This window comes from Gemmatimonas sp., assembly GCF_044345575.1.
Lineage (GTDB): Bacteria > Gemmatimonadota > Gemmatimonadetes > Gemmatimonadales > Gemmatimonadaceae > Gemmatimonas.
In genome coordinates this window covers 1-17,953 of the sequence record NZ_JBIJAW010000009.1, presented here as the reverse complement: position 1 = coordinate 17,953, position 17,953 = coordinate 1, and the positions used below count along the sequence as shown (strand labels likewise).

Annotated in this window: 21 protein-coding genes; 18 read left to right on the top strand and 3 right to left on the bottom strand. The window is 66.7% G+C overall.

All coding sequences use genetic code 11. The features are described from left to right. Window position 1 precedes the first annotated feature (1 nt). The 3 genes from nagB to ACIQ6O_RS01445 form a co-directional block, all read right to left on the bottom strand. A complete protein-coding gene (gene nagB, locus ACIQ6O_RS01455; RefSeq protein WP_396205983.1) occupies window positions 2-1,966 on the bottom strand; it encodes a glucosamine-6-phosphate deaminase in 1,965 nt (654 codons plus the stop codon). A 48-nt stretch (window positions 1,967-2,014) separates the two neighbouring features. Further along, window positions 2,015-2,371 (bottom strand): HesB/IscA family protein, encoded by a 357-nt coding sequence (locus ACIQ6O_RS01450; protein ID WP_396205982.1) that lies wholly within the window; start codon window positions 2,369-2,371, stop codon window positions 2,015-2,017. A gap of 198 nt (window positions 2,372-2,569) precedes the next feature. Beyond that, window positions 2,570-3,814, bottom strand: coding sequence for a serine hydrolase domain-containing protein (locus tag ACIQ6O_RS01445; RefSeq protein ID WP_396205981.1), 1,245 nt, complete (start codon window positions 3,812-3,814; stop codon window positions 2,570-2,572). A gap of 62 nt (window positions 3,815-3,876) precedes the next feature. Between ACIQ6O_RS01445 and ACIQ6O_RS01440 the strand changes: the two genes are divergently transcribed. The 18 genes from ACIQ6O_RS01440 to ACIQ6O_RS01355 all read left to right on the top strand — a co-directional run bounded on the left by ACIQ6O_RS01440 (window position 3,877) and on the right by ACIQ6O_RS01355 (window position 17,888). Next, window positions 3,877-5,244, top strand: coding sequence for an exo-beta-N-acetylmuramidase NamZ domain-containing protein (locus tag ACIQ6O_RS01440; RefSeq protein WP_396205995.1), 1,368 nt, complete (start codon window positions 3,877-3,879; stop codon window positions 5,242-5,244). Window positions 5,245-5,382: 138 nt separating this feature from the next. Then, window positions 5,383-6,024, top strand: coding sequence for a CDP-alcohol phosphatidyltransferase family protein (locus ACIQ6O_RS01435; protein WP_396205980.1), 642 nt, complete (start codon window positions 5,383-5,385; stop codon window positions 6,022-6,024). 5 nt (window positions 6,025-6,029) lie between these two features. Then, window positions 6,030-7,361, top strand: a complete 1,332-nt coding sequence (locus ACIQ6O_RS01430; protein ID WP_396205979.1) for an inositol-3-phosphate synthase — start codon at window positions 6,030-6,032, stop codon at window positions 7,359-7,361. Continuing rightward, window positions 7,361-7,885, top strand: coding sequence for a hypothetical protein (locus ACIQ6O_RS01425; protein ID WP_396205978.1), 525 nt, complete (start codon window positions 7,361-7,363; stop codon window positions 7,883-7,885). The genes ACIQ6O_RS01430 and ACIQ6O_RS01425 overlap by 1 nt, the downstream gene beginning before the upstream one ends. 23 nt (window positions 7,886-7,908) lie before the next feature. Further along, window positions 7,909-8,202, top strand: a complete 294-nt coding sequence (locus tag ACIQ6O_RS01420) for a hypothetical protein (RefSeq protein WP_396205977.1) — start codon at window positions 7,909-7,911, stop codon at window positions 8,200-8,202. Then, window positions 8,202-8,501 (top strand): hypothetical protein, encoded by a 300-nt coding sequence (locus ACIQ6O_RS01415; RefSeq protein WP_396205976.1) that lies wholly within the window; start codon window positions 8,202-8,204, stop codon window positions 8,499-8,501. The genes ACIQ6O_RS01420 and ACIQ6O_RS01415 overlap by 1 nt, the downstream gene beginning before the upstream one ends. Before the next feature lie 4 nt (window positions 8,502-8,505). Next, complete coding sequence (locus ACIQ6O_RS01410) at window positions 8,506-9,846, top strand: dihydrolipoamide acetyltransferase family protein (protein ID WP_396205975.1); 1,341 nt, start codon at window positions 8,506-8,508, stop codon at window positions 9,844-9,846. 7 nt (window positions 9,847-9,853) lie between these two features. Further along, on the top strand, window positions 9,854-10,099 hold the full coding sequence (locus ACIQ6O_RS01405) for a hypothetical protein (RefSeq protein ID WP_396205974.1): 246 nt from the start codon (window positions 9,854-9,856) through the stop codon (window positions 10,097-10,099). Between the two features lies 1 nt (window position 10,100). Continuing rightward, window positions 10,101-10,367, top strand: a complete 267-nt coding sequence (locus ACIQ6O_RS01400; RefSeq protein WP_396205973.1) for a hypothetical protein — start codon at window positions 10,101-10,103, stop codon at window positions 10,365-10,367. Next, on the top strand, window positions 10,364-11,224 hold the full coding sequence (locus tag ACIQ6O_RS01395; protein WP_396205972.1) for a PHP domain-containing protein: 861 nt from the start codon (window positions 10,364-10,366) through the stop codon (window positions 11,222-11,224). The genes ACIQ6O_RS01400 and ACIQ6O_RS01395 overlap by 4 nt, the downstream gene beginning before the upstream one ends. Window positions 11,225-11,227: 3 nt before the next feature. Further along, entirely contained in the window at window positions 11,228-11,956 is a 729-nt protein-coding gene (locus ACIQ6O_RS01390) for an SDR family oxidoreductase (RefSeq protein WP_396205971.1), read from the top strand. A 7-nt stretch (window positions 11,957-11,963) separates the two neighbouring features. Then, window positions 11,964-12,689: a hypothetical protein gene (locus ACIQ6O_RS01385; RefSeq protein ID WP_396205970.1), complete on the top strand. Its 726-nt coding sequence runs from the start codon at window positions 11,964-11,966 to the stop codon at window positions 12,687-12,689. A gap of 79 nt (window positions 12,690-12,768) precedes the next feature. Further along, window positions 12,769-13,794 (top strand): thioredoxin-disulfide reductase, encoded by a 1,026-nt coding sequence (gene trxB, locus ACIQ6O_RS01380; RefSeq protein WP_396205969.1) that lies wholly within the window; start codon window positions 12,769-12,771, stop codon window positions 13,792-13,794. Window position 13,795: 1 nt separating this feature from the next. Next, window positions 13,796-14,446 (top strand): MBL fold metallo-hydrolase, encoded by a 651-nt coding sequence (locus ACIQ6O_RS01375; protein WP_396205968.1) that lies wholly within the window; start codon window positions 13,796-13,798, stop codon window positions 14,444-14,446. Window positions 14,447-14,512: 66 nt separating this feature from the next. Then, window positions 14,513-15,334 (top strand): hypothetical protein, encoded by an 822-nt coding sequence (locus tag ACIQ6O_RS01370; RefSeq protein ID WP_396205967.1) that lies wholly within the window; start codon window positions 14,513-14,515, stop codon window positions 15,332-15,334. Window positions 15,335-15,351: 17 nt separating this feature from the next. Further along, window positions 15,352-16,776, top strand: a complete 1,425-nt coding sequence (locus ACIQ6O_RS01365; protein ID WP_396205966.1) for an aspartate ammonia-lyase — start codon at window positions 15,352-15,354, stop codon at window positions 16,774-16,776. Between the two features lie 74 nt (window positions 16,777-16,850). Then, window positions 16,851-17,345, top strand: a complete 495-nt coding sequence (locus tag ACIQ6O_RS01360; protein ID WP_396205965.1) for an RrF2 family transcriptional regulator — start codon at window positions 16,851-16,853, stop codon at window positions 17,343-17,345. Window positions 17,346-17,354: 9 nt separating this feature from the next. Beyond that, window positions 17,355-17,888 (top strand): hypothetical protein, encoded by a 534-nt coding sequence (locus tag ACIQ6O_RS01355; RefSeq protein ID WP_396205964.1) that lies wholly within the window; start codon window positions 17,355-17,357, stop codon window positions 17,886-17,888. Window positions 17,889-17,953: the final 65 nt, after the last annotated feature.

Genomic DNA, 17,953 nt, shown 5'->3' with positions numbered 1-17,953 from the left:
CTTAGTCGACGACATACGCTTCCATCGCGAAGTATTCGGCGAGCCCCAGCTGGTCGAGCTGGCGGGCAGTGGTCTTGTTGCGCTGCTCCACGCGCTGCCAGAACTCGCGTTCGTCCTGACCGGGGAAGGGCGCCGAGTCCTTCTGAGACTGATGCTTGAAGATCGCCTGGATCTTGAGCGTCAGCTCCTCCTGCGACAGCGGTACGAGCACCGTGGCTTCGGTCACCGGCCACTCCTGCCACGCACCGCGATAGAGCCAGATCTCCGGGCGCTTCGACGCCATGTCGCCCACGTACACCTCGGCGACGGCCCGGTCGATCGCTTCCTTGCACATGCGGTGGGTACCGTGCGGATCCGACAGGTCACCGGCCACGAAGATGAGCTCGGGCTGCAGCTCGCGCAGCAGCTGCGCCACGATGGCCACATCGGCGGGGCCGATCGGATCCTTGCGCACCTTGCCCGTCTGATAGAACGGCAGGTTGAGGAACCGCGCGTTCGCCTTCGTGAGTCCCATCACTTCAATACCGCTCACCGCTTCCGACTCGCGGATGATCCGCTTGATATCCTGCACCTCGGGAATGTCCACCTGTCCGGGCTGCTTGTTCTCGAGGAACGAGTGCACGGTGTCCGCGAGCTGCTGCACATTCGCCCCCCCGCCGATCCGCTCGGCATCGAGGCGCACCAGGAAGTCGATGTATCGGCGGACATCGTGATCGAATACGGCGATGTTGCCGCTCGTCATGTAGGCCACCGTCATGTCGTTGCCGTTCTCCACGAACTTGCGGAGAATGCCCCCCATCGAAATCACGTCGTCGTCGGGGTGCGGCGAGAAACAGATCGTCTTGAGTCCACGCGGCAGCTTGCTCTTCCCGCGGATTTTCGCGCCGAGCATGTTGAACACGAGGCCGTTCACGGCGCCCGGCGAACCGTGGCGCGCTACCAGCGACGTGAGGTGGTTCTCTGCATAGTCGGCCTGCGTGAGCTTGAGGATCGCCTTCCCGCATTGCTGCGCGAGCCACGTCACGGCGCGCACCATCATGGCGTCGTCCCACACGACCTCGTCGAGCAGCCACGGCGTGGCCACCCGCGTAAGATCCGCCGCGGCCGCATCGTCAACGTAGAACGTGGTGTTCGGATGCCGCTGCAGGAACGTCGCCGCCACGGCACGATCGATCTCACCCTCCACCGCGCGGCGCACGATGCCCGCCTTGTGCTCACCGGTGGCGAGAATGGCCACTTCCCGCGCGCCCATGATGGTCGCAATGCCCATCGTGACCGCTTCACGCGGGACGTTCTCTTCGCCGAAGAAATCGGCAGCGGCGTCGCGCCGGGTGATCGAGTCGAGGTGCACGAGACGCGTACGGCTCTGCTCCCCCGATCCCGGCTCGTTGAACCCGATGTGCCCCGTCTTGCCGATGCCGAGCAGCTGGAAATCGATCCCGCCCGCCGCTTCGATCTTGGCCTCGTACGCTACGCACGCCGCGTCGACGTCGGCGCGATCGAGCGAGCCCGGCGGGATATTCACGTTCGCCGGATCGATGTCCACGTGCGAGAACAGATTCTCCCACATGAACCGGTGATACGAGTGGATGCTCTCCGGCTGCATCGGGTAGTACTCGTCCAGATTGAACGAGATCACGTTGCGGAAGCTCAGCGCCTCCTCGCGATGCAGGCGGATGAGCTCGCGATACACGCCGATGGGCGTGCTGCCCGTTGCGAGCCCAAGCACGATCGAGCGTCCGGCCGCCTGTCGGCTGCGGATCAGCGACGCAATACGGCCGGCGACCACGCGCGCCATGGCGCCGTGTTCGTCGATGATGACGGTGGGAATGCGCTCACGCGCCGTGCCGGACACGCCGGCATGTACGAAGGGCGAACCCGCAACGCGCGCAGGCCCGCCACTCGAAGAGAGCGGGCGGGCCTGCGAGACGTCACGGGCCGCCGAGGTTCCGGTGACCAATGACATGGAGATGGGGAGTGTCGAAGGGGATCGCCGCGAGGGCGACCGGATGAATCAGGCCGAGAACGAGCTGCCGCAGCCGCAGCCGCCCGTGCTGTTCGGATTCTTGAACGTGAAGCCCGAGCCCTGCATCGACGACACGTAGTCGATCGTCGTGCCGCTCAGGTACTGCGCCGAAAACGGATCGACGAACACCCGGATGCCTTCCACTTCCACGGTGAGATCGTCTTCCGCCGACTTGTCCTCGATCACGAGGCCATACTTGAAGCCGCTGCACCCGCCGGGCATCACCGACACGCGCAGACCGCCCTGCTCGGGCGTCACGCCTTCGGCTTCCATGAACTTGCGCACTTCGCCCGCGGCGACAGGCGTGATGACCACCATGACGTCCGGCTGCTGCATCGTGCTCATACTCGTCCTCCGAAACGGCCGACGGGACTGCCGGCCTGATGGACTGCATCGCCGCGGTCACCTCGCCCTCGCGAGGCATCCCGTCGACCATGTCAGTGCGTGCTACATCCAAAATAGCGAGAGGAATACTCCCCTTGCAAGAAACCCGGCTGGGCGCCAAGGGGTCCACGCCCCCGACACGCGGCTGGGTAATCAGACTCACCGCGGCATGCCCACGAGGGCGCCCACGACGGCGTCGGCCAGCCCGGTACGCACCGCTCCGATGCGCAGGTTCTGGCGGGTGGGATTGACCCGGTTCGTGAGCAACAGCACGAACAGATCACGCTCGGGATCCATCCACAGTGACGTCCCCGTGAACCCGGTGTGGCCGAACGCGGTCGCGGTGAGTCGCACGCCCGCCGAGTTGCGGCCGGTCGGCGTTTCCCACCCGAGGGCCCGCCGCGACACGGTCGTATCCTGCACGCGCGTGAAGGCGGCAACGGTCGTCGAATCGAAGACGCGCACGCCGTCGAGCGCACCGCCGTTGAGATACAGGCGGGCAAACCGGGACAGGTCGTGCGCGGTGGAGAACAACCCCGCGTGGCCGGCGACGCCGCCCAGTCGCGCGCCGTTCTCATCGTGCACCTCGCCGCGGACTTTCCGCTGCCGCCACGGGTCCTGTTCCGTGGGCGCCGTACGCCCCTTCCACGAGGCCGGCGGCAGAAACCGGGTGTCCCGCATTCCCACCGGAGCGAACACGTGCGTCGGACTGTACGACACCAGCGGCTCACCGCTCACGCGCTCCACCAGGCGGCCCAGCAGAATGAACCCCAGGTCACTGTAGACAAAGCGCACGCCTGGTACCGTGTCGAGCGGGGTCGCCAGGACGAGCGCCATGGCCTCTTCGGGCGTCGCGGCTTCCTTGTACAGCGCGCGCCACGCGGGCAGGCCGGCGTTGTGCGACAGCAGGTGGCGCACGGTGACGCGCCCCGCTCCTGGAACCTGCCACTCGGGCAGATATCGCACCACCGGGGTGTCGAGCGCCACGCGGCCGCTGCCGACGAGTCGCAGCATGGCACTCGTCGTGTTCACCACCTTGGTGAGTGACGCGAGGTCCCACACCGTGCGCGACGTGGGGCGTGTCGCGTCGGCGCTGTCGAGACGACCGGCGCCATACTCGGCAATGATGCCGCGGCGTGTGCCGATCACGGCATAGGCCCCGGGGAATGCCCCGTCGGCCACCGCCTTGTCGAGGACCTGGCGCACACTGTCCAGCACCGTCTGGCGCAGGGCGGCCGGGAGCGGCGCCGACGGCGTGAGCGGGGTGGCGTTCGGCGAGCGATGGCACGCCGTCAGCACGAGGCCCGCCATGAGCCCCGTCGCCCAGCGGACCACGGGGTGGTGTACCTTCCATGCCGGACGCGGTGCCGCATCGGGCCGCGGGTGGGGAGTGAAGCCGGTCATGTGTTGGCGAGAGCGGTAAGCATGTCCTGCAACTTAGTACGGAGATCACACGCGTGAGTGCGATGAAGACAGGCTCGAGGAATACGACCGCGCGATGGCTGGCGCTGGGCGCCGTGGCGCTGGCCAGCGTGCTCGCCATGACGGCCTGCGCCGGACGCCAGCCGAACGCCGGTCCACCGCCTGACGAGGGCGATCTCCCGCCGGGGATGCGGGGACGGCTCAACATCGATCGCAAGGTGCGGCCGGGCATCACGGTGCTGCTCGACGACAGCGTCAAGCTGGTGGCCGGCAAGCGCGTGGCCCTCATCACCAATCAGACCGGCGTAGACGAGAAGGGACGTCGCACCGTCGACCTGCTGTTCGCCGACGAGCGGGCCCAACGTGCCGGCGTCAAGCTCGTGCGGCTCTTCGCTCCTGAACACGGCGCGCTGGGCGTGGCCGACCGCGAGGGGTTGAGCGACGAGAAGGACATCAAGACCGGGCTCACGGTGCATTCGCTCTATCAGCGCACCACCATCGCGCCCCCCGACAGTCTGCTCCAGGATGTCGACGTCCTCGTCGTCGATCTGCAGGACATCGGCACGCGCACCTGGACCTATGTCGGCGTCGTGCTCTACGCCATGCAGGCCGGTGAACGGCGCGGCATTCCGGTGCTCGTCCTGGACCGCCCCAATCCGCTCTCTGGCGTGGCGACCGAAGGGGCGCTGCTCGACTCGGCGCTGGCGAATGCACAGTACCCTACCGGCACCAATCGGACCAACGGTTTCGCCATCTTCCCGAGCCCCCTCCGCCATGGGCTCACCATGGGCGAACTCGCGCGACTCTTCCAGGCAAGCCTGAAGCTTGGGACGCGCCTCACCGTCGTCCCCATGCGCAACTGGCGTCGAGGCATGTGGTTCGATGACACCGACCTCCCCTGGGTGCGGCCGTCGCCGAATATGCCCAACCTCACTTCCGCGCTCTTCTATCCCGCGCTCGTCCCATTCGAGGCGAGCAATGTGTCCGTGGGGCGGGGAACCTCGCAGCCGTTTCAGCGCGTCGGCGCGCCGTGGCTCCGCGCCGATTCCGTCGTGCGGCTGCTCGAGGACCTCTCGCTCACGGGGGTGAAGTTCCACGCCGAGCGGTTCACGCCGGAGAAGCCCGGCGACGGCAAGTTCGCCGGCCGCTCCATCCCCGGCATCCGCCTCGAGCTGACCGACCGTGAACGCGTACAGCCCGCTCGGGTCGGTGCGGCCATGCTCTGGGCCCTCGCGCGGGTGCACAGCGATTCCCTCCGACTCACCCTCCCGGGATTCGATCTGCGCATGGGGTCGGCCAAGGTGCGGGAGGCGTTGCAGGGTGGGGCGGACCCCGACGCTGTCATGGATCGCCTGCTGCCGCAGATTGTGGCCTTCGAGAAGGACGCACGGCGCTTTCATCTCTACCATTGAGGGTGAGGCAGTTCTAGCTTTCCCCGGCTGGTCCCGAACCCGTGCACGCACGGTACCGGGGCCCTCCGGCCGTACCAACGCCCGATGGTCGTCCATGTGTCGCCATCGACCGAGCCGGGTCCAGTCACCGTCGCCCTGATGAAAGCCATCTGGAACGCCATCGTTAGCGGATACCTGAAAGTCATCGCCCCTGTGGCGGACTTTCTGGTCGCGAAGCGTGTGCGTCCCAATACCATTACCACCGTTGGCACGATCTGCACCTGCACGGCAGGGGTGATCTTTGCCACCGGGCACATCAGCGTGGGCGGATGGTTCCTCGGGCTCACCGCGCTGTTCGACGTGCTCGATGGTACCGTCGCGCGGCGTACCGGTACCACCACGCAGTTCGGGGCCTTCTACGACTCCACGCTTGATCGCGTGGCGGACGGGTTCCTGTTGGGCGGGCTCGTGGTCTTTTATGCCACGCATCCCGTACACGCCAACCAGGCCATGGTCATCGTGGCCACGTTGGCGCTCATCGCGACGTTCCTCACGTCGTATACGAACGCCCGCGCCGAGGGGCTTGGCTTCTCGGCGCGCGTCGGCGTGTTGCAACGCCCGGAGCGCATCACGCTCCTGGCCGCACCACAGGCCTTCTTCGGCCTTGCCCTGCACGGGTGGGTGCTCGCCTGTATCGTCACGCTGCTCATGACGACTGCCTGGATCACGTTCTTCCAGCGCATGGCGTACGTGCATCGCATCACCACGGCTGCTCCGACATCTACCTCTCCTGGAGAATAAACGCAGTGTCCGACTCGACCCGCGGGACCCCCGCGAACATCGCCCCGGCCACGGGCAAGCTCGCCATTTTCACGCCGGGCCTCGGCGCCGTGGCGACGACCTTCATTGCCGGCGTCGAGCGCGTGCGCCGCGGCCTCTCGGTGCCCATCGGCTCGCTGACGCAGATGGCCACCATTCGCCTCGGCAAGCGCACGGACAACCGCAGCCCGCTCATCAAGGACTTCGTGCCGCTCGCGTCGCTCGACGACATCGTGTTCGGCGCCTGGGATCCCATCCCGGATGACGCCTACACCGCCGCCACCAAGGCCGGCGTGCTCGTGAAGGACGACATCGAGCCGATCGCCGATTTCCTCAAGAGCATCAAGCCGATGCCGGCCGTTTTCGAAAACCGCTACGTCACGCGCATCACCGGCGCGACCAACGTGAAGTCCGGCCCGACCAAGAAGGATCTCGCCGAACAGCTCCGCGCCGATATCCGCAACTTCATGGCGGCCAACGGCGCCACGCGCGGCGCCATGGTGTGGTGCGGTTCCACCGAGACGTACATCAAGGCGGGCCCGCAGCACCAGACGATTGAGGCCTTCGAGAAGGCCATGGAAGAGAACGACGACGCCATCGCACCGTCGATGCTCTACGCTTACGCGGCCATCATGGAAGGCGTCGCCTACTGCAACGGCGCGCCGAACCTCTCCGCCGACTTCCCGGCCATGGTCGACCTGGCGAACCGCCAGGGCGTCGCCATCTCGGGCAAGGACTTCAAGACCGGCCAGACGTGGATGAAGACCGTCATCGCGCCGGGCATGAAGGCCCGCATGCTGGGCCTCGAGGGCTGGTACTCCACCAACATCCTCGGCAACCGCGATGGCGAGGTGCTCGACGATCCCGCGTCGTTCAAGACGAAGGAAGAGTCGAAGCTCTCCGTGCTGCACACCATCCTGCAGCCCGAGAAGTACCCCGAGCTCTACAAGGACTTCTCGCACGTCGTGCGCATCAACTACTACCCGCCGCGCGGCGACAACAAGGAAGGCTGGGACAACATCGACATCAAGGGCTGGCTCGGCTACCCGATGCAGATCAAGGTCAACTTCCTCTGCCGCGACTCCATCCTGGCCGCCCCGCTGGTGCTCGACCTGGCGCTGTTCTCGGACTTCGCCCAGCGCGCCGGCATGAAGGGCATTCAGGAATGGTTAAGCTTCTATTACAAGGCGCCCACGGTGGCTGCGGGACTGCAGCCCGAGCACGACCTTTTCATCCAGCAGACGAAGTTGAAGAACACGCTCCGTCACCTCATGGGTGAGGAGCAGATCACCCACCTCGGGCTGGAATACTATCAGTGATGCTCACGCGCGCGCGTCGGTTCGGTCGCGCGGTTGTTGCCCTCGCAGCCGGCGCCATGCTGGCCGGTTGCGATGCGGGTCGACCGCCTCTCGGTGAACTCCGTCTTCGCACCGAAGACTTCACCATTCGTGTCTCACCCGAGACCCGTCCCACGCGCGCGCTCGAGCCCATCTACTGGCGAGTCATGGTGCACGATGCGAAGACCGGTCTCCCCATCCAGGGCGGGCAGGGACGCATCTTCGGCACCAACAAGGACATGAAGACGGTGGCGAACGGGCTCGAGGAGACCGGCGAGCTCGGGACCTACCGCAGCAATCTGATGTTCGTCACCGCCGGTATGTGGGCCATGGCCCTCCAGTTCCGCCGTGACTCCACGCAGATTCTGCAGAAGACGCAGGACTGGACGCAGGACATCCTGTCGGCTGACGAACCAGGCAACATTCAGACACCCACCTCCACGCGTGTCACCGATACGGCCAAGGCACCGGCGGTACCGGATACCACGCGGAAGCCGGTGCCCTGACGGGCACTGACGGAGCTCCACGCATGCGGCATTTCCATCGGTGTTCGCTCACGCCCACTCAGGTGCTCGAGCAGGCCGATCGGTACTTCGGCGCCCTCGGACTCACTCGCGGGGGCGCAGACGCACGTTCCCGCACCTTTGCGGGCGCGCTCGGCACCATGTCCCTCTCCGTCAAGATGGAGGGGGGACACTACACGTTCGTCGAAGTGCACACCGACCAGGTCGGTGAAAGCCGTCTCGACAAGAACGTGAAGAAGTACTTCAACGTGTTGCATCGTGCCGCCGACCCGCGGCACCTCATCGAGGCCGGATACTGATGGCCGAGGTCGGTGCGCCTGGCCCCACGTCCGAAGACCGGACGGGGCGTAACATCGGCGTCGGCTGCTTTACGCTTTTCATCGGCACCGTGAGCGGGGCGATGTCCGGAGTTGGCATCGGCAAGCTCATGGGCTTTTTCAATCGCTGCACACCGGAGCCCGGGCTCCCCGCCTGCGAATGGTGGGTGTACGCCGGGTGGGGCGCGGCCATCGGGGCCGTCACGCTTCCGGTCTTCACCCTGTGGCGGCTCAAGCGCCGCGATCAGGCGGAAGACGCAGCTTCCACGTATCGAGGATGATCGAGTGGCTCGTGTAGACGTGATCATGCCGCAGATGGGCGAATCCATCGCGGAAGGAACGGTGTCGCGCTGGCTCAAGAAGGTGGGCGACAGTGTGAAGCGTGATGAGCCCATTTTCGAGATTTCCACCGACAAGGTGGACGCCGAAATTCCGTCGCCCTCGGCGGGGGTGCTCATGGAAATCATCGTGGGCGAAGGGCAGACCGTGGCGGTGAACACCGTGGTCGCGCGCCTCGAGACCGATGCGGCCGCGGCAGCCGCGGCCCCGGCGCCGAGCGCGCCGGCCCCCGCAGCCGAAGTCGCGGTGGCGAGCGCTCCGGCGCCCGTCGCGGCGGCGGCTGCGCCGGCTCCTGCTCAGCCCGCCCCGGCGGCGCCCGCAGCGCCGTCGGCACCGGCTGGTTCCCTTGAGGATCGCCTGCGCACCAAGTCGTCCCCGCTCGTGCGAAAGATCGCCGCGGAGCACGGCGTGGAAATCGCGAGCCTGTCGGGCACCGGCATCGCCGGCCGCGTGACCAGGAAGGATCTCGACGCGTTCCTCGCCAACCGTCCCGCTGCCGGTGCAGCCCCGGCTGTTGGCGCCTCCATGTACGCACCGGCGGGCGTGGAATCGCACGGCCCGCTGCCCACCGCGTGGCCCGGTGACATCGTCGAGCCGATGTCCAAGATCCGCAAGCTCACGTCCGATCACATGGCCACCGCGCGGCGCGTGGCAGCCCACGTGACCACCTTCTGGGAAATCGATCTCACCCGCGTGGCGCGCATCCGCAATGCCATGCGCCGGGACTTCGAGGCGCAGTCGGGACAGAAGCTCACGTACATGCCGTTCATCCTCCAGGCCGTGAGCGCGCAGCTCAAGCGCCACCCGGTGCTGAATGCGGCCGTGGCGGGGAACGACATCATCTACCGCAAGCAGATCAACCTCGGCATCGCGGTCGCGCTCGAGCCCACCGGGCTCATCGTGCCGGTCCTCAAGCGCGCCGATGAGCTCTCGCTCACCGGGCTGTCGCGCGGCGTGAACGATCTCGCCGCGCGCGCGCGGAGCAAGAAGCTGAGCCCAACCGAAGTGCAGGATGCGACGTTCACCATCAGCAATCCGGGCACCTTCGGCTCCATCACGGGCACGCCGATCATTCCGGTGGGCACCACGGCGATCCTCTGCCTCGGTGCCATCGAAAAGCGTCCCAAGGTGATCACCGGTCCCGATGGTGAGGACACGATCGCCATCCGCACCTGCTGCTACTTCTCGCTCTCCTTCGACCACAAGGTCGTGGACGGCGCCGACGCCGATCGTTTCATGGGCGATCTCAAGAAGGCGCTCGAGTCGGTCTCCGAAACGAACGGCTGACGTACGCATGGCCCGCTCGCTCACCATCGTGGAACGTCGCGTCAGTGATGCGGAGCGGGCCGATTATCTCGCGGCACTGTCGCGGCGCAAGCAGCGCGCAGCGGCAGTGCCCGCGCATTTCTGGGTCTTTGAACATGCCGATGATCGCGGCCGCTTCGTCGAGTTCACCGAGGCCGCCGGCGAGGAACAGATCGCGGCGCTTCACGAACGCGACATGCCGGCCGACATCTGGCGTGAAGTACAAGGAGGTTGACGTGCCCACACGTCGCATCGATATCGACGGTCGTGAATGGCAGGTGTATCCGTCCGGATTTCTCACCCAGTACGTGGGTGACGAGTACGGGCTCATTTTCGTGACGGGGAGCGGTGACGCGCGCGACGTGCGCGTCACCCGCTACTCCCCCATGGGCGTGCGCTCGCGCGAGCAGTCACTGGCTGAACTCGACGACGCACAACTGCTCGAGCTGTTCCGCGCGTCGCAGCCAGGCGCGCGCTCACCAGAGGCGGGTTACCGCTCGTGACCGACACCACCACGGCGCCTGCGCCGGCGTTCGTGGACCTGCAGGTGCACAGCACGGCGTCCGATGGGGCGCTGCCCCCTGCCGCGGTGGTGCAAGCCGCTGCCGAGGCCGGTCTCTACGCCATCGCTCTCACGGATCACGACTCGGTGGAAGGGCTGCCCGAAGCGATCGAGGCGGGCTCGCGCCTCGGCGTACGCATCGTGCCGGGGGTCGAACTCAGCTCGCACTTCGAAGGCGAAGAACTGCACCTCCTCGGTCTGCATCTCGCCAACCTCGAGGCCATGCGCGAGGCGCTGCTGGAGTTCCAGGGGCAGCGGGTGCGGCGTGCGGAACGCATTGTCGCCACGCTCAACACGCACGGGATTCCCGTGACCATGGAGGCCGTGCTGGCCGAAGCTGGCACGGGGGCCGTCGGTCGCCCGCACATCGCGCGCGCTCTCCTCGCCGGCGGGTGGGTCCGCGAGTTCCGCGAAGCGTTCGACAAGTGGATCGGCTGGGGACGGCCCGCCTATATGGCCAAGGAAACCTTCGACGTTGCCGACGCCATCGCCCTTGTGCATCGGGCTGGAGGCATCGCCGTGTGGGCGCACCCCGGCGAACTCGCCACGCCGGCGCGCATCGCTCGCCTGGCCGCGCTCGGCCTCGACGCGGTGGAAGTGCTGCACCCGAGCCACCCGCCGTACCTCGTGCAGCGACTCGTGGAGAACACCGAACAGGCTGGGTTGTTGCCGAGCGGTGGCTCCGATTGGCACGGGACCCACGATGGCCCCCGCAAGCTTGGCGGACAGCTGGTTCCGAAGATCTGGCTCGACTGGCAGGATGCGAAGGCGGCGCAACGGGCCGCCGCGCTGAGCTGAGCGATGCTGCGCCGCGTGGCGCTCGTTACTGGCGGCGCGCGCCGCGTGGGCGCCGAACTCGTGCGCAGCTTTGCGCAGCGCGGGTACGACGTGGTGCTGCATCACGGTAATTCGCCCGACGCGGCAGCCGAGCTTGCCGCCGCGCTCGAACGCGAGCACCGCGTGCGCGTCGTGGTCGTGCAGGAGGACTTCGCCGACCCGACGGCCCCCGCGCGCGTAGTGCAGGCGGCCGTGAATGCCTTTGATCGCCTCGATGTGGTGGTGAGTTCCGCGTCCATCATGGAGTGGCGCGACTTCGACGCCGTAACGCCCGACGATTGGGCGCGCACCGAAGCCATCAACCTGCGCGCGCCGTTCTTCCTCATGCAGGCCGCCGCGCGGGCGATGCACAACGGTGGCGCCATTGTGCAGATCGCCGATCATCTGGCCAACGAAACGGGATTCCCGCGCCTCGTCCCGCATCAGGTCACCAAGGCAGCGCTTACGCAGCTCGTGCGCGCCGTCGCGGATCATCTCGCGCCGCGCATACGCGTCAATGCCGTGGCACCGGGGTTGGTCCTCGCGCCCGAAGAGTTGACAGCTGATGCCACGGCGCGCTTTCTGCGCAACGTCCCGCTCGCGCGCAGCGGATCGCCCGAGGACGTCGTGCAGGCGGTGCACTATCTGGTCGAGGCCGCCTACGTCACGGGCACCGTCCTGTCCGTGGACGGCGGCCGCCATCTGCGCCGCTAGTCGTCGCATGCTGCGTTTCGAGCGCATCGTCGTGATCGGCGGCGGATGCTATGGCAGCTGGTACACGCAGCAGCTCACGCGTGCCATCCAGCGAGGGGCGCTCACGGCCGCCGAGATCGTGGTGGTCGATCGCGATCCCGCTTGCCGCGTGGCGATGTCGCTGGCCGACGGCGCGCATGCCGGCGCGCCGGTACGCCTCGTCGTGCAGGAATGGGCGGCCTATCTGTCCGAATGGCTCGCCGCGGGGCCCGAGGCGCTGGCCGGGCACGCCATGGTGCCGTCGCCACTCATGCCGCACCTCTGTCTGGATTGGCTCGTCGAACGCGCCCGAGGCCGCTGGCCGACCCGCCACGTCCGGGTGGAGCCCATGCCCGTCACGCCCCCCACACCGTGGGAGCGCGCCGCCCCCGATGCCCGGCACTACGTGAGCTTTGCCACCTGGACCTGTCCGGTGAATTGCATCGAACCCGCGAAATGCCCGGCCACCCGTGAGGCCCGCGACTGGAGCATGCCGATCACCATTCGCAAAGTCGCGCACGACGAACCAAGTCTCGGCGGTGCGGCTATCTTTCACTGTGAACACCGCACCTACGGCGTGGGTATGATCGATGCGGACGCCATTGCCGGTGCCGACCGGCAGGTATCGGCTTGGGCCGCCCATGGCCCGAGCCGCGTGCTGGTCGGGACCGTCTCGCACTGTCATGGTGCGCTCGGCGTGCTCGCCATCGATTGACACAAGGTCGGATATCGATTGAACATCGGTGATGCATTGTCACCGCCTGTCGCTTTACAACGCTCTTCACCCCGTGGTCATGCCCGCTTCGACAATCGAGAACGTCGTCATCATTGGCTCCGGTCCCGCCGCCTGGACCGCCGCGATCTATGCCGCGCGCGCCAACCTCAAGCCGCTCGTGTTCGAGGGCGAACCGGTGGGGACGGAGCTTCCCGGCGGGCAGCTCATGCTCACCACGGACATCGAAAATTTCCCCGGGTTCCCCGAGCCGCTCAGCGGCCCTGAACTCATGGAGCGTATCAAGGCGCAGGCGGTGCACCACGGCACGCGCGTCGTGTCCGAGCTGGTGAAGCAGGTGGACTTCGCGCAGCGCCCGTTCACCATCACGCCCAGCTACTCTGAGCCGGTCCGGGCCCACACGGTCATCATTGCCACGGGTGCGGCCGCGAAGTGGATCGGTCTCGACAGCGAAATTCGACTCGCCCAGATTGGCGGTGGCGTCTCCGCGTGTGCCGTGTGCGACGGTGCCATGCCGTTCTATCGCAACAAGCGTCTGGCCGTCGTTGGTGGTGGAGATACGGCGATGGAGGAGGCGATGTACCTCACCAAGTTTGCGAGCGAAGTCGTCATCGTGCATCGCCGCGACAGCTTCCGCGCCTCCAAGGTCATGGCCAATCGTGTGCTCTCGCATCCCAAGGTGCGCGTGTTGTGGAACTCACGCGTCACCGAGGTGCTGGGCGGCGACTTCATCACCGGTCTCCAGATCGAGGACACGGTGACGGGCGAAGCCAGCGAAATCGAAGTGGGTGGGCTCTTCGTGGCCATCGGGCACACGCCCAATACGAAGTTCCTTGGCGGACAGATCGACGTCACCGAGCACGGCTACATCAAGGTGTCGTCGTGGCGTACGGCCACCAATGTGGAGGGCGTGTTCGCGGCTGGTGACGTCATCGACGATTACTACCGGCAGGCGATTACCTCGGCCGGAACAGGCTGCATGGCGGCGCTCGAGGCGGAACGTTGGCTCGCGCATCACGGCATCGGTGAAACGCCGGTGCTCGAAGCCGGAGAAAGCGCGATCGCCGCACCCGCTGCGGGAGCCTGACATGTCGCGCCTGCGCGTGCAGCAACTCACCGTCGGCCCCCTTGAGGAAAACTGCTGGCTGCTCACCGATCCCGAATCGGGGCAGGCCGTGCTCGTTGATCCCGGGGACGAGGCCGATCGACTCCTCGAGGCCGTCGACGCATCGGGGTGCACGCTCAGTGCGATCTGGCTCACGCATTGCCACTTCGATCACGTCGGTGGCGTCGCCGGCGTGATGCGGAGTCGTAGCGTGCCGGTGTACCGTCATCCGGCCGATGAGGTGTTCTACGCGAATGCCGCCGACAGTGCCGGCCGGTGGGGCCTGGTCGTGGAGAATCCGCCCCCGGCCACCCACGACCTGGCTGAAGGCGATACCGTCGTGCTCGGCGCGTACACTTTTGAGGTGTGGCACGTGCCGGGACATGCGCCGGGTCACGTCGCGTTCGTGGGGCACGGCTTGTGTATCTCGGGCGACGTGCTGTTTGCCGGATCCATCGGCCGAACCGATCTGCCCCTGTGCGACCCCAGACTCATGCAGCAGTCACTGTCGAGGCTGGCCACCTTGAACGAGGAGGCTCGGGTATTGCCCGGCCACGGTGTTATGACCAGCATCGGCCGCGAACTCGCGTCCAATCCCTTTCTGCGCGGCGTTGCGCGGCCTATCGGCTCCTGAGGTCCTTCAGAGAGCGTCCCGTAAGCGCCGCCGACCACTACGCAGTACGTCTCCAACTCCTTCGTCATGCGCACCGCTGTTGCGATCACCCCTCGTCGTCGCCTGATCACCGCGGCCGCTGGCGCCATCGCGCTGACGGCCTTCACAGGGGCCTGCGCCGGTAGCACCGAGACCCAGCAGACAGGGCAGAGATACGGCGCGGTGAATTTCATCGGCAAGCGCACGGTCACGGGGAATGGCTCCGCCTCCGTGACGTTCGTAGCCTTCGAAGGGGTGGGGGGGCAGGTGCCCAACAGCAGTGCGCAGCAGAACGACCAATGTGTCTACGCGAGCGTCGACACGTCCACGGTGACCGCGCGCGGGGATCGTAGCGCCGGCGATGCCATCAGCATCGTGGTGGCCGGTGTCACCCGCTCGTTGCCGTACTCGACGAGCGACCAGCGGTACGCCACACCGGCGGGCGCACCCATCACCTACGCCGCCGGTGATGTCGCGCAGGTCTCGGTGCCGGGGAACGGCAACAGCTTTCCCGCCATGAGCGGGACGGTGAAGCTCGCTGAGCCGATCGAGCTGGGGCCCCTCAACACACCGACCTCGGGTGCGAACCTCACGGTCACGTGGAACGGCACCAACGACGCCTCCGCGGCCGTCATTCTGCAGATCAAGTATCCCAATCCGGTGACCTCGACGTACGCCAACGAACAGGTCTACTGCGCCCTCAAGGACGACGGCTCGGTGAACATCCCCGCCGGTTTGCTCAATCCGTTTCTCGTCGCGTCGTCCAAACGCTCACTCACACTCGTGCGCTGGCGCACGAATCTCGTGAGCGCGAACGGGGCCAATCTGCACTTCACCGCCTCCACCGACACCACCGTCGTCTTCCCCTGAGCTCTCGGAGTGGCAGCATGGGCACCCGCATCGAACAGGATCCACTCGGTGAACTCGAGGTGCCCGACGATGCGCTCTATGGCATCCAGACCGTTCGGGCGCTGCATAACTTCGCGATCAGCGGGCTCGCGCCACTCGAGCCTTTCGTCGTGGCGCAGGTGTGGATCAAGAAGGCGGCCGCCATCACGCATCGCCGCACCGGACGTCTCGACGCGCGGCGCGCCGACGCGATCATTGCCGCGGCCGACGAGGTCCTCGCCGGTCGGCATCGTGAGCACTTCGTGGTCGACCCCTACCAGGCGGGGGCCGGCACCTCGCACAACATGAACGTCAATGAGGTGCTCGCAAATCGCGCCAATGAACTGCTGGGATCCGCACGTGGGACGTACACCCCGGTGCACCCGAATGATCATGTGAACATGGCGCAGAGCACCAACGACACGATCCCCACGAACATCCGGTTGGCCGTGCTCCGCGAGCTGCCCCGCTTGCTCGAGCAATTGGCCTCTCTCGAAGCCGCGCTGGGGGAGCGTGCCGCGGCGTTCGATCACATCGTGAAGGCCGGGCGCACCCATCTGCAGGATGCGATGCCCATCCGCCTCGGCCAGGAGTTCACAGCGTACGCCGGCACGATCGCCCGCTGTCGACGACGCGTGATCGAGGCCGCGGATTACCTCAACGACCTCGGGATCGGTGGGAGTGCCGTCGGCACCGGTGTGACGGTGGAGCCGGCATATCCGCCGCTGATGGTCGAGATCCTGCAGCAGATCTCCGGGATCGCCTCGCTGCGTGTCGGCGGCGATCGCATGCAGCTCATGCAAAGCATGGGGGATGTCGCGGCATTCAGTGCCGCGCTGCGCGGCCTCGCCGTCGACCTCTCGAAGATTGCGAGTGACTTACGGCTAATGGCGTCCGGACCGCGAACGGGGTTGGACGAGATCATGCTCCCGGCGGTACAGCCGGGGTCGAGCATGATGCCGGGCAAGATCAATCCGTCGATCCCCGAGATGGTCAATCAGGTCTGCTATCAGGTCGTCGGCTGCGACGTGACGGTGGCCATGGCGGCCGAACACGGCCAGCTCGAATTGAACGTCATGATGCCGGTCATCGCCCACAATGTGCTGTGGTCGTTGCGGATTCTCACGAACGCGGTCGCGTCACTCACCGAGCGGTGCGTGCGTGGCATCGAAGCCAATGAGGCGATGTGCGCCTATTGGGTGGAACGATCGGCCGCGCTGGCCACCGCGCTCATGCCACAGATCGGCTATGCCGCCGCGGCCGAGCTGTCCAAGCGCAGTGTGCGCGAAGGCGTGCTCATTCGCGAGCTGGTGACCCGTGAGCACCTGCTCCCCGAAGGGGACGTGGAGGCCGTGCTCGATCTGCGGCGCCTGACCGAGATCGGGGTACCGGCAGGCAAGCACGGATCCGTAGCGGGAGGCTGAACAGGACAGCCGGTGCGCGGGTCCGCCGGTGCAGATCCTTGTCTCTCTTGGGAAAGCGATCTAGACTCTCGGGTATGCGCATAACTACGTGGGCCGAGTACGGGCTGATTTGCGCCCTCCATCTGGCACGGCGGGACGGCAATGGCCCCGTCACGGGTCGCGACATCGCAGCCCGAGAGAAGCTGCCGGGCGACTACGTCGAACAGATCCTGCTGCGCATGCGTCGCGCAGGCATCGTCAACAGCACGCGCGGAGCACGTGGGGGGTATTCGCTGGCGCGCACGCCGGAAGAAATCACCGTGCGCGACGTGATTCAGGCGTCGGAACTCACCACCTTCGATCTGCACTGTGTCTCGCATCCTGTGGATGCCGGACGCTGCGCCGAGGCGGAGAACTGCAGCATTCGCCCTGTGTGGATGCTGCTCCAGAAGCGGATCGACGAGGTGCTCGAGGGGGTCAGGCTGAGCGATCTCCTGGCCGACGAATCGGTCGTGCGTGATCGCGTCGGGTTGCCGGCCTACGAGGTCCACGGCGACGCTCCCGGCGCACTCCCCATTCTGCAGTCCTGAGCAGACCGCATGGGATTCTGGGCCGACTGGCAAGCGGCACGGGCGCGGCGGCAGCGGGTGGAGGTGTACCTCAATCATCTGCTGCGCGAACCGGATGCGGCGACGCTCCAGTGGCTCACCGCGTGCGGCGGGAATGCGCAGGTGGCGCGCCGCGAATTGGCGTTTGCGCGCCGAGCCATCGGGCTCATCGTGGCCGAGCGCGATGCACTGGATGACCGCACCGCCGCTGATGTCGCCCATCAACTGGCGCCGGTCGTGGCTGCGGAAGCACGGCACGATGCGGAAACCGGCCGTCTATGGGCAGAGCGCTGGCGGGGCTACACCGCCGCGCTGGCTGTGCGGGGTCATCCGGAAGCGCCCGCAGCACGGCTGGCACGCGTCCTGTTCGCCGGGGTCGGTCTCGCTGACCCCGCCGCCGATGACGTGCGCCGGGGTACGGCTTATGTACAGGACACCCGTGCCGTCCTCAACGAGCAGCTCCGGGTCGCGTTTGGCGCGGCTTCCATGCCCGAGGACATTCGCCCCAGCGCCCTCCGTGGCTGATCGTCATCGGGGCGATCCACGGAACGCAAAACGGGCAACAGCGCATGCGCACTGTTGCCCGTTCT

Excerpts from the sequence above, each read along its gene's own strand:
- nagB (WP_396205983.1), bottom strand. The coding sequence starts at position 1,966 with ATGTCATTGGTCACCGGAACCTCGGCGGCCCGTGACGTCTCGCAGGCC.
- ACIQ6O_RS01450 (WP_396205982.1), bottom strand. The coding sequence starts at position 2,371 with ATGAGCACGATGCAGCAGCCGGACGTCATGGTGGTCATCACGCCTGTC.
- ACIQ6O_RS01445 (WP_396205981.1), bottom strand. The coding sequence starts at position 3,814 with ATGACCGGCTTCACTCCCCACCCGCGGCCCGATGCGGCACCGCGTCCG.
- ACIQ6O_RS01440 (WP_396205995.1), top strand. The coding sequence starts at position 3,877 with ATGAAGACAGGCTCGAGGAATACGACCGCGCGATGGCTGGCGCTGGGC.
- ACIQ6O_RS01435 (WP_396205980.1), top strand. The coding sequence starts at position 5,383 with ATGAAAGCCATCTGGAACGCCATCGTTAGCGGATACCTGAAAGTCATC.
- ACIQ6O_RS01425 (WP_396205978.1), top strand. The coding sequence starts at position 7,361 with ATGCTCACGCGCGCGCGTCGGTTCGGTCGCGCGGTTGTTGCCCTCGCA.
- ACIQ6O_RS01420 (WP_396205977.1), top strand. The coding sequence starts at position 7,909 with ATGCGGCATTTCCATCGGTGTTCGCTCACGCCCACTCAGGTGCTCGAG.
- ACIQ6O_RS01415 (WP_396205976.1), top strand. The coding sequence starts at position 8,202 with ATGGCCGAGGTCGGTGCGCCTGGCCCCACGTCCGAAGACCGGACGGGG.
- ACIQ6O_RS01405 (WP_396205974.1), top strand. The coding sequence starts at position 9,854 with ATGGCCCGCTCGCTCACCATCGTGGAACGTCGCGTCAGTGATGCGGAG.
- ACIQ6O_RS01390 (WP_396205971.1), top strand. The coding sequence starts at position 11,228 with ATGCTGCGCCGCGTGGCGCTCGTTACTGGCGGCGCGCGCCGCGTGGGC.
- ACIQ6O_RS01385 (WP_396205970.1), top strand. The coding sequence starts at position 11,964 with ATGCTGCGTTTCGAGCGCATCGTCGTGATCGGCGGCGGATGCTATGGC.
- trxB (WP_396205969.1), top strand. The coding sequence starts at position 12,769 with ATGCCCGCTTCGACAATCGAGAACGTCGTCATCATTGGCTCCGGTCCC.
- ACIQ6O_RS01375 (WP_396205968.1), top strand. The coding sequence starts at position 13,796 with ATGTCGCGCCTGCGCGTGCAGCAACTCACCGTCGGCCCCCTTGAGGAA.
- ACIQ6O_RS01370 (WP_396205967.1), top strand. The coding sequence starts at position 14,513 with ATGCGCACCGCTGTTGCGATCACCCCTCGTCGTCGCCTGATCACCGCG.
- ACIQ6O_RS01365 (WP_396205966.1), top strand. The coding sequence starts at position 15,352 with ATGGGCACCCGCATCGAACAGGATCCACTCGGTGAACTCGAGGTGCCC.
- ACIQ6O_RS01360 (WP_396205965.1), top strand. The coding sequence starts at position 16,851 with ATGCGCATAACTACGTGGGCCGAGTACGGGCTGATTTGCGCCCTCCAT.
- ACIQ6O_RS01355 (WP_396205964.1), top strand. The coding sequence starts at position 17,355 with ATGGGATTCTGGGCCGACTGGCAAGCGGCACGGGCGCGGCGGCAGCGG.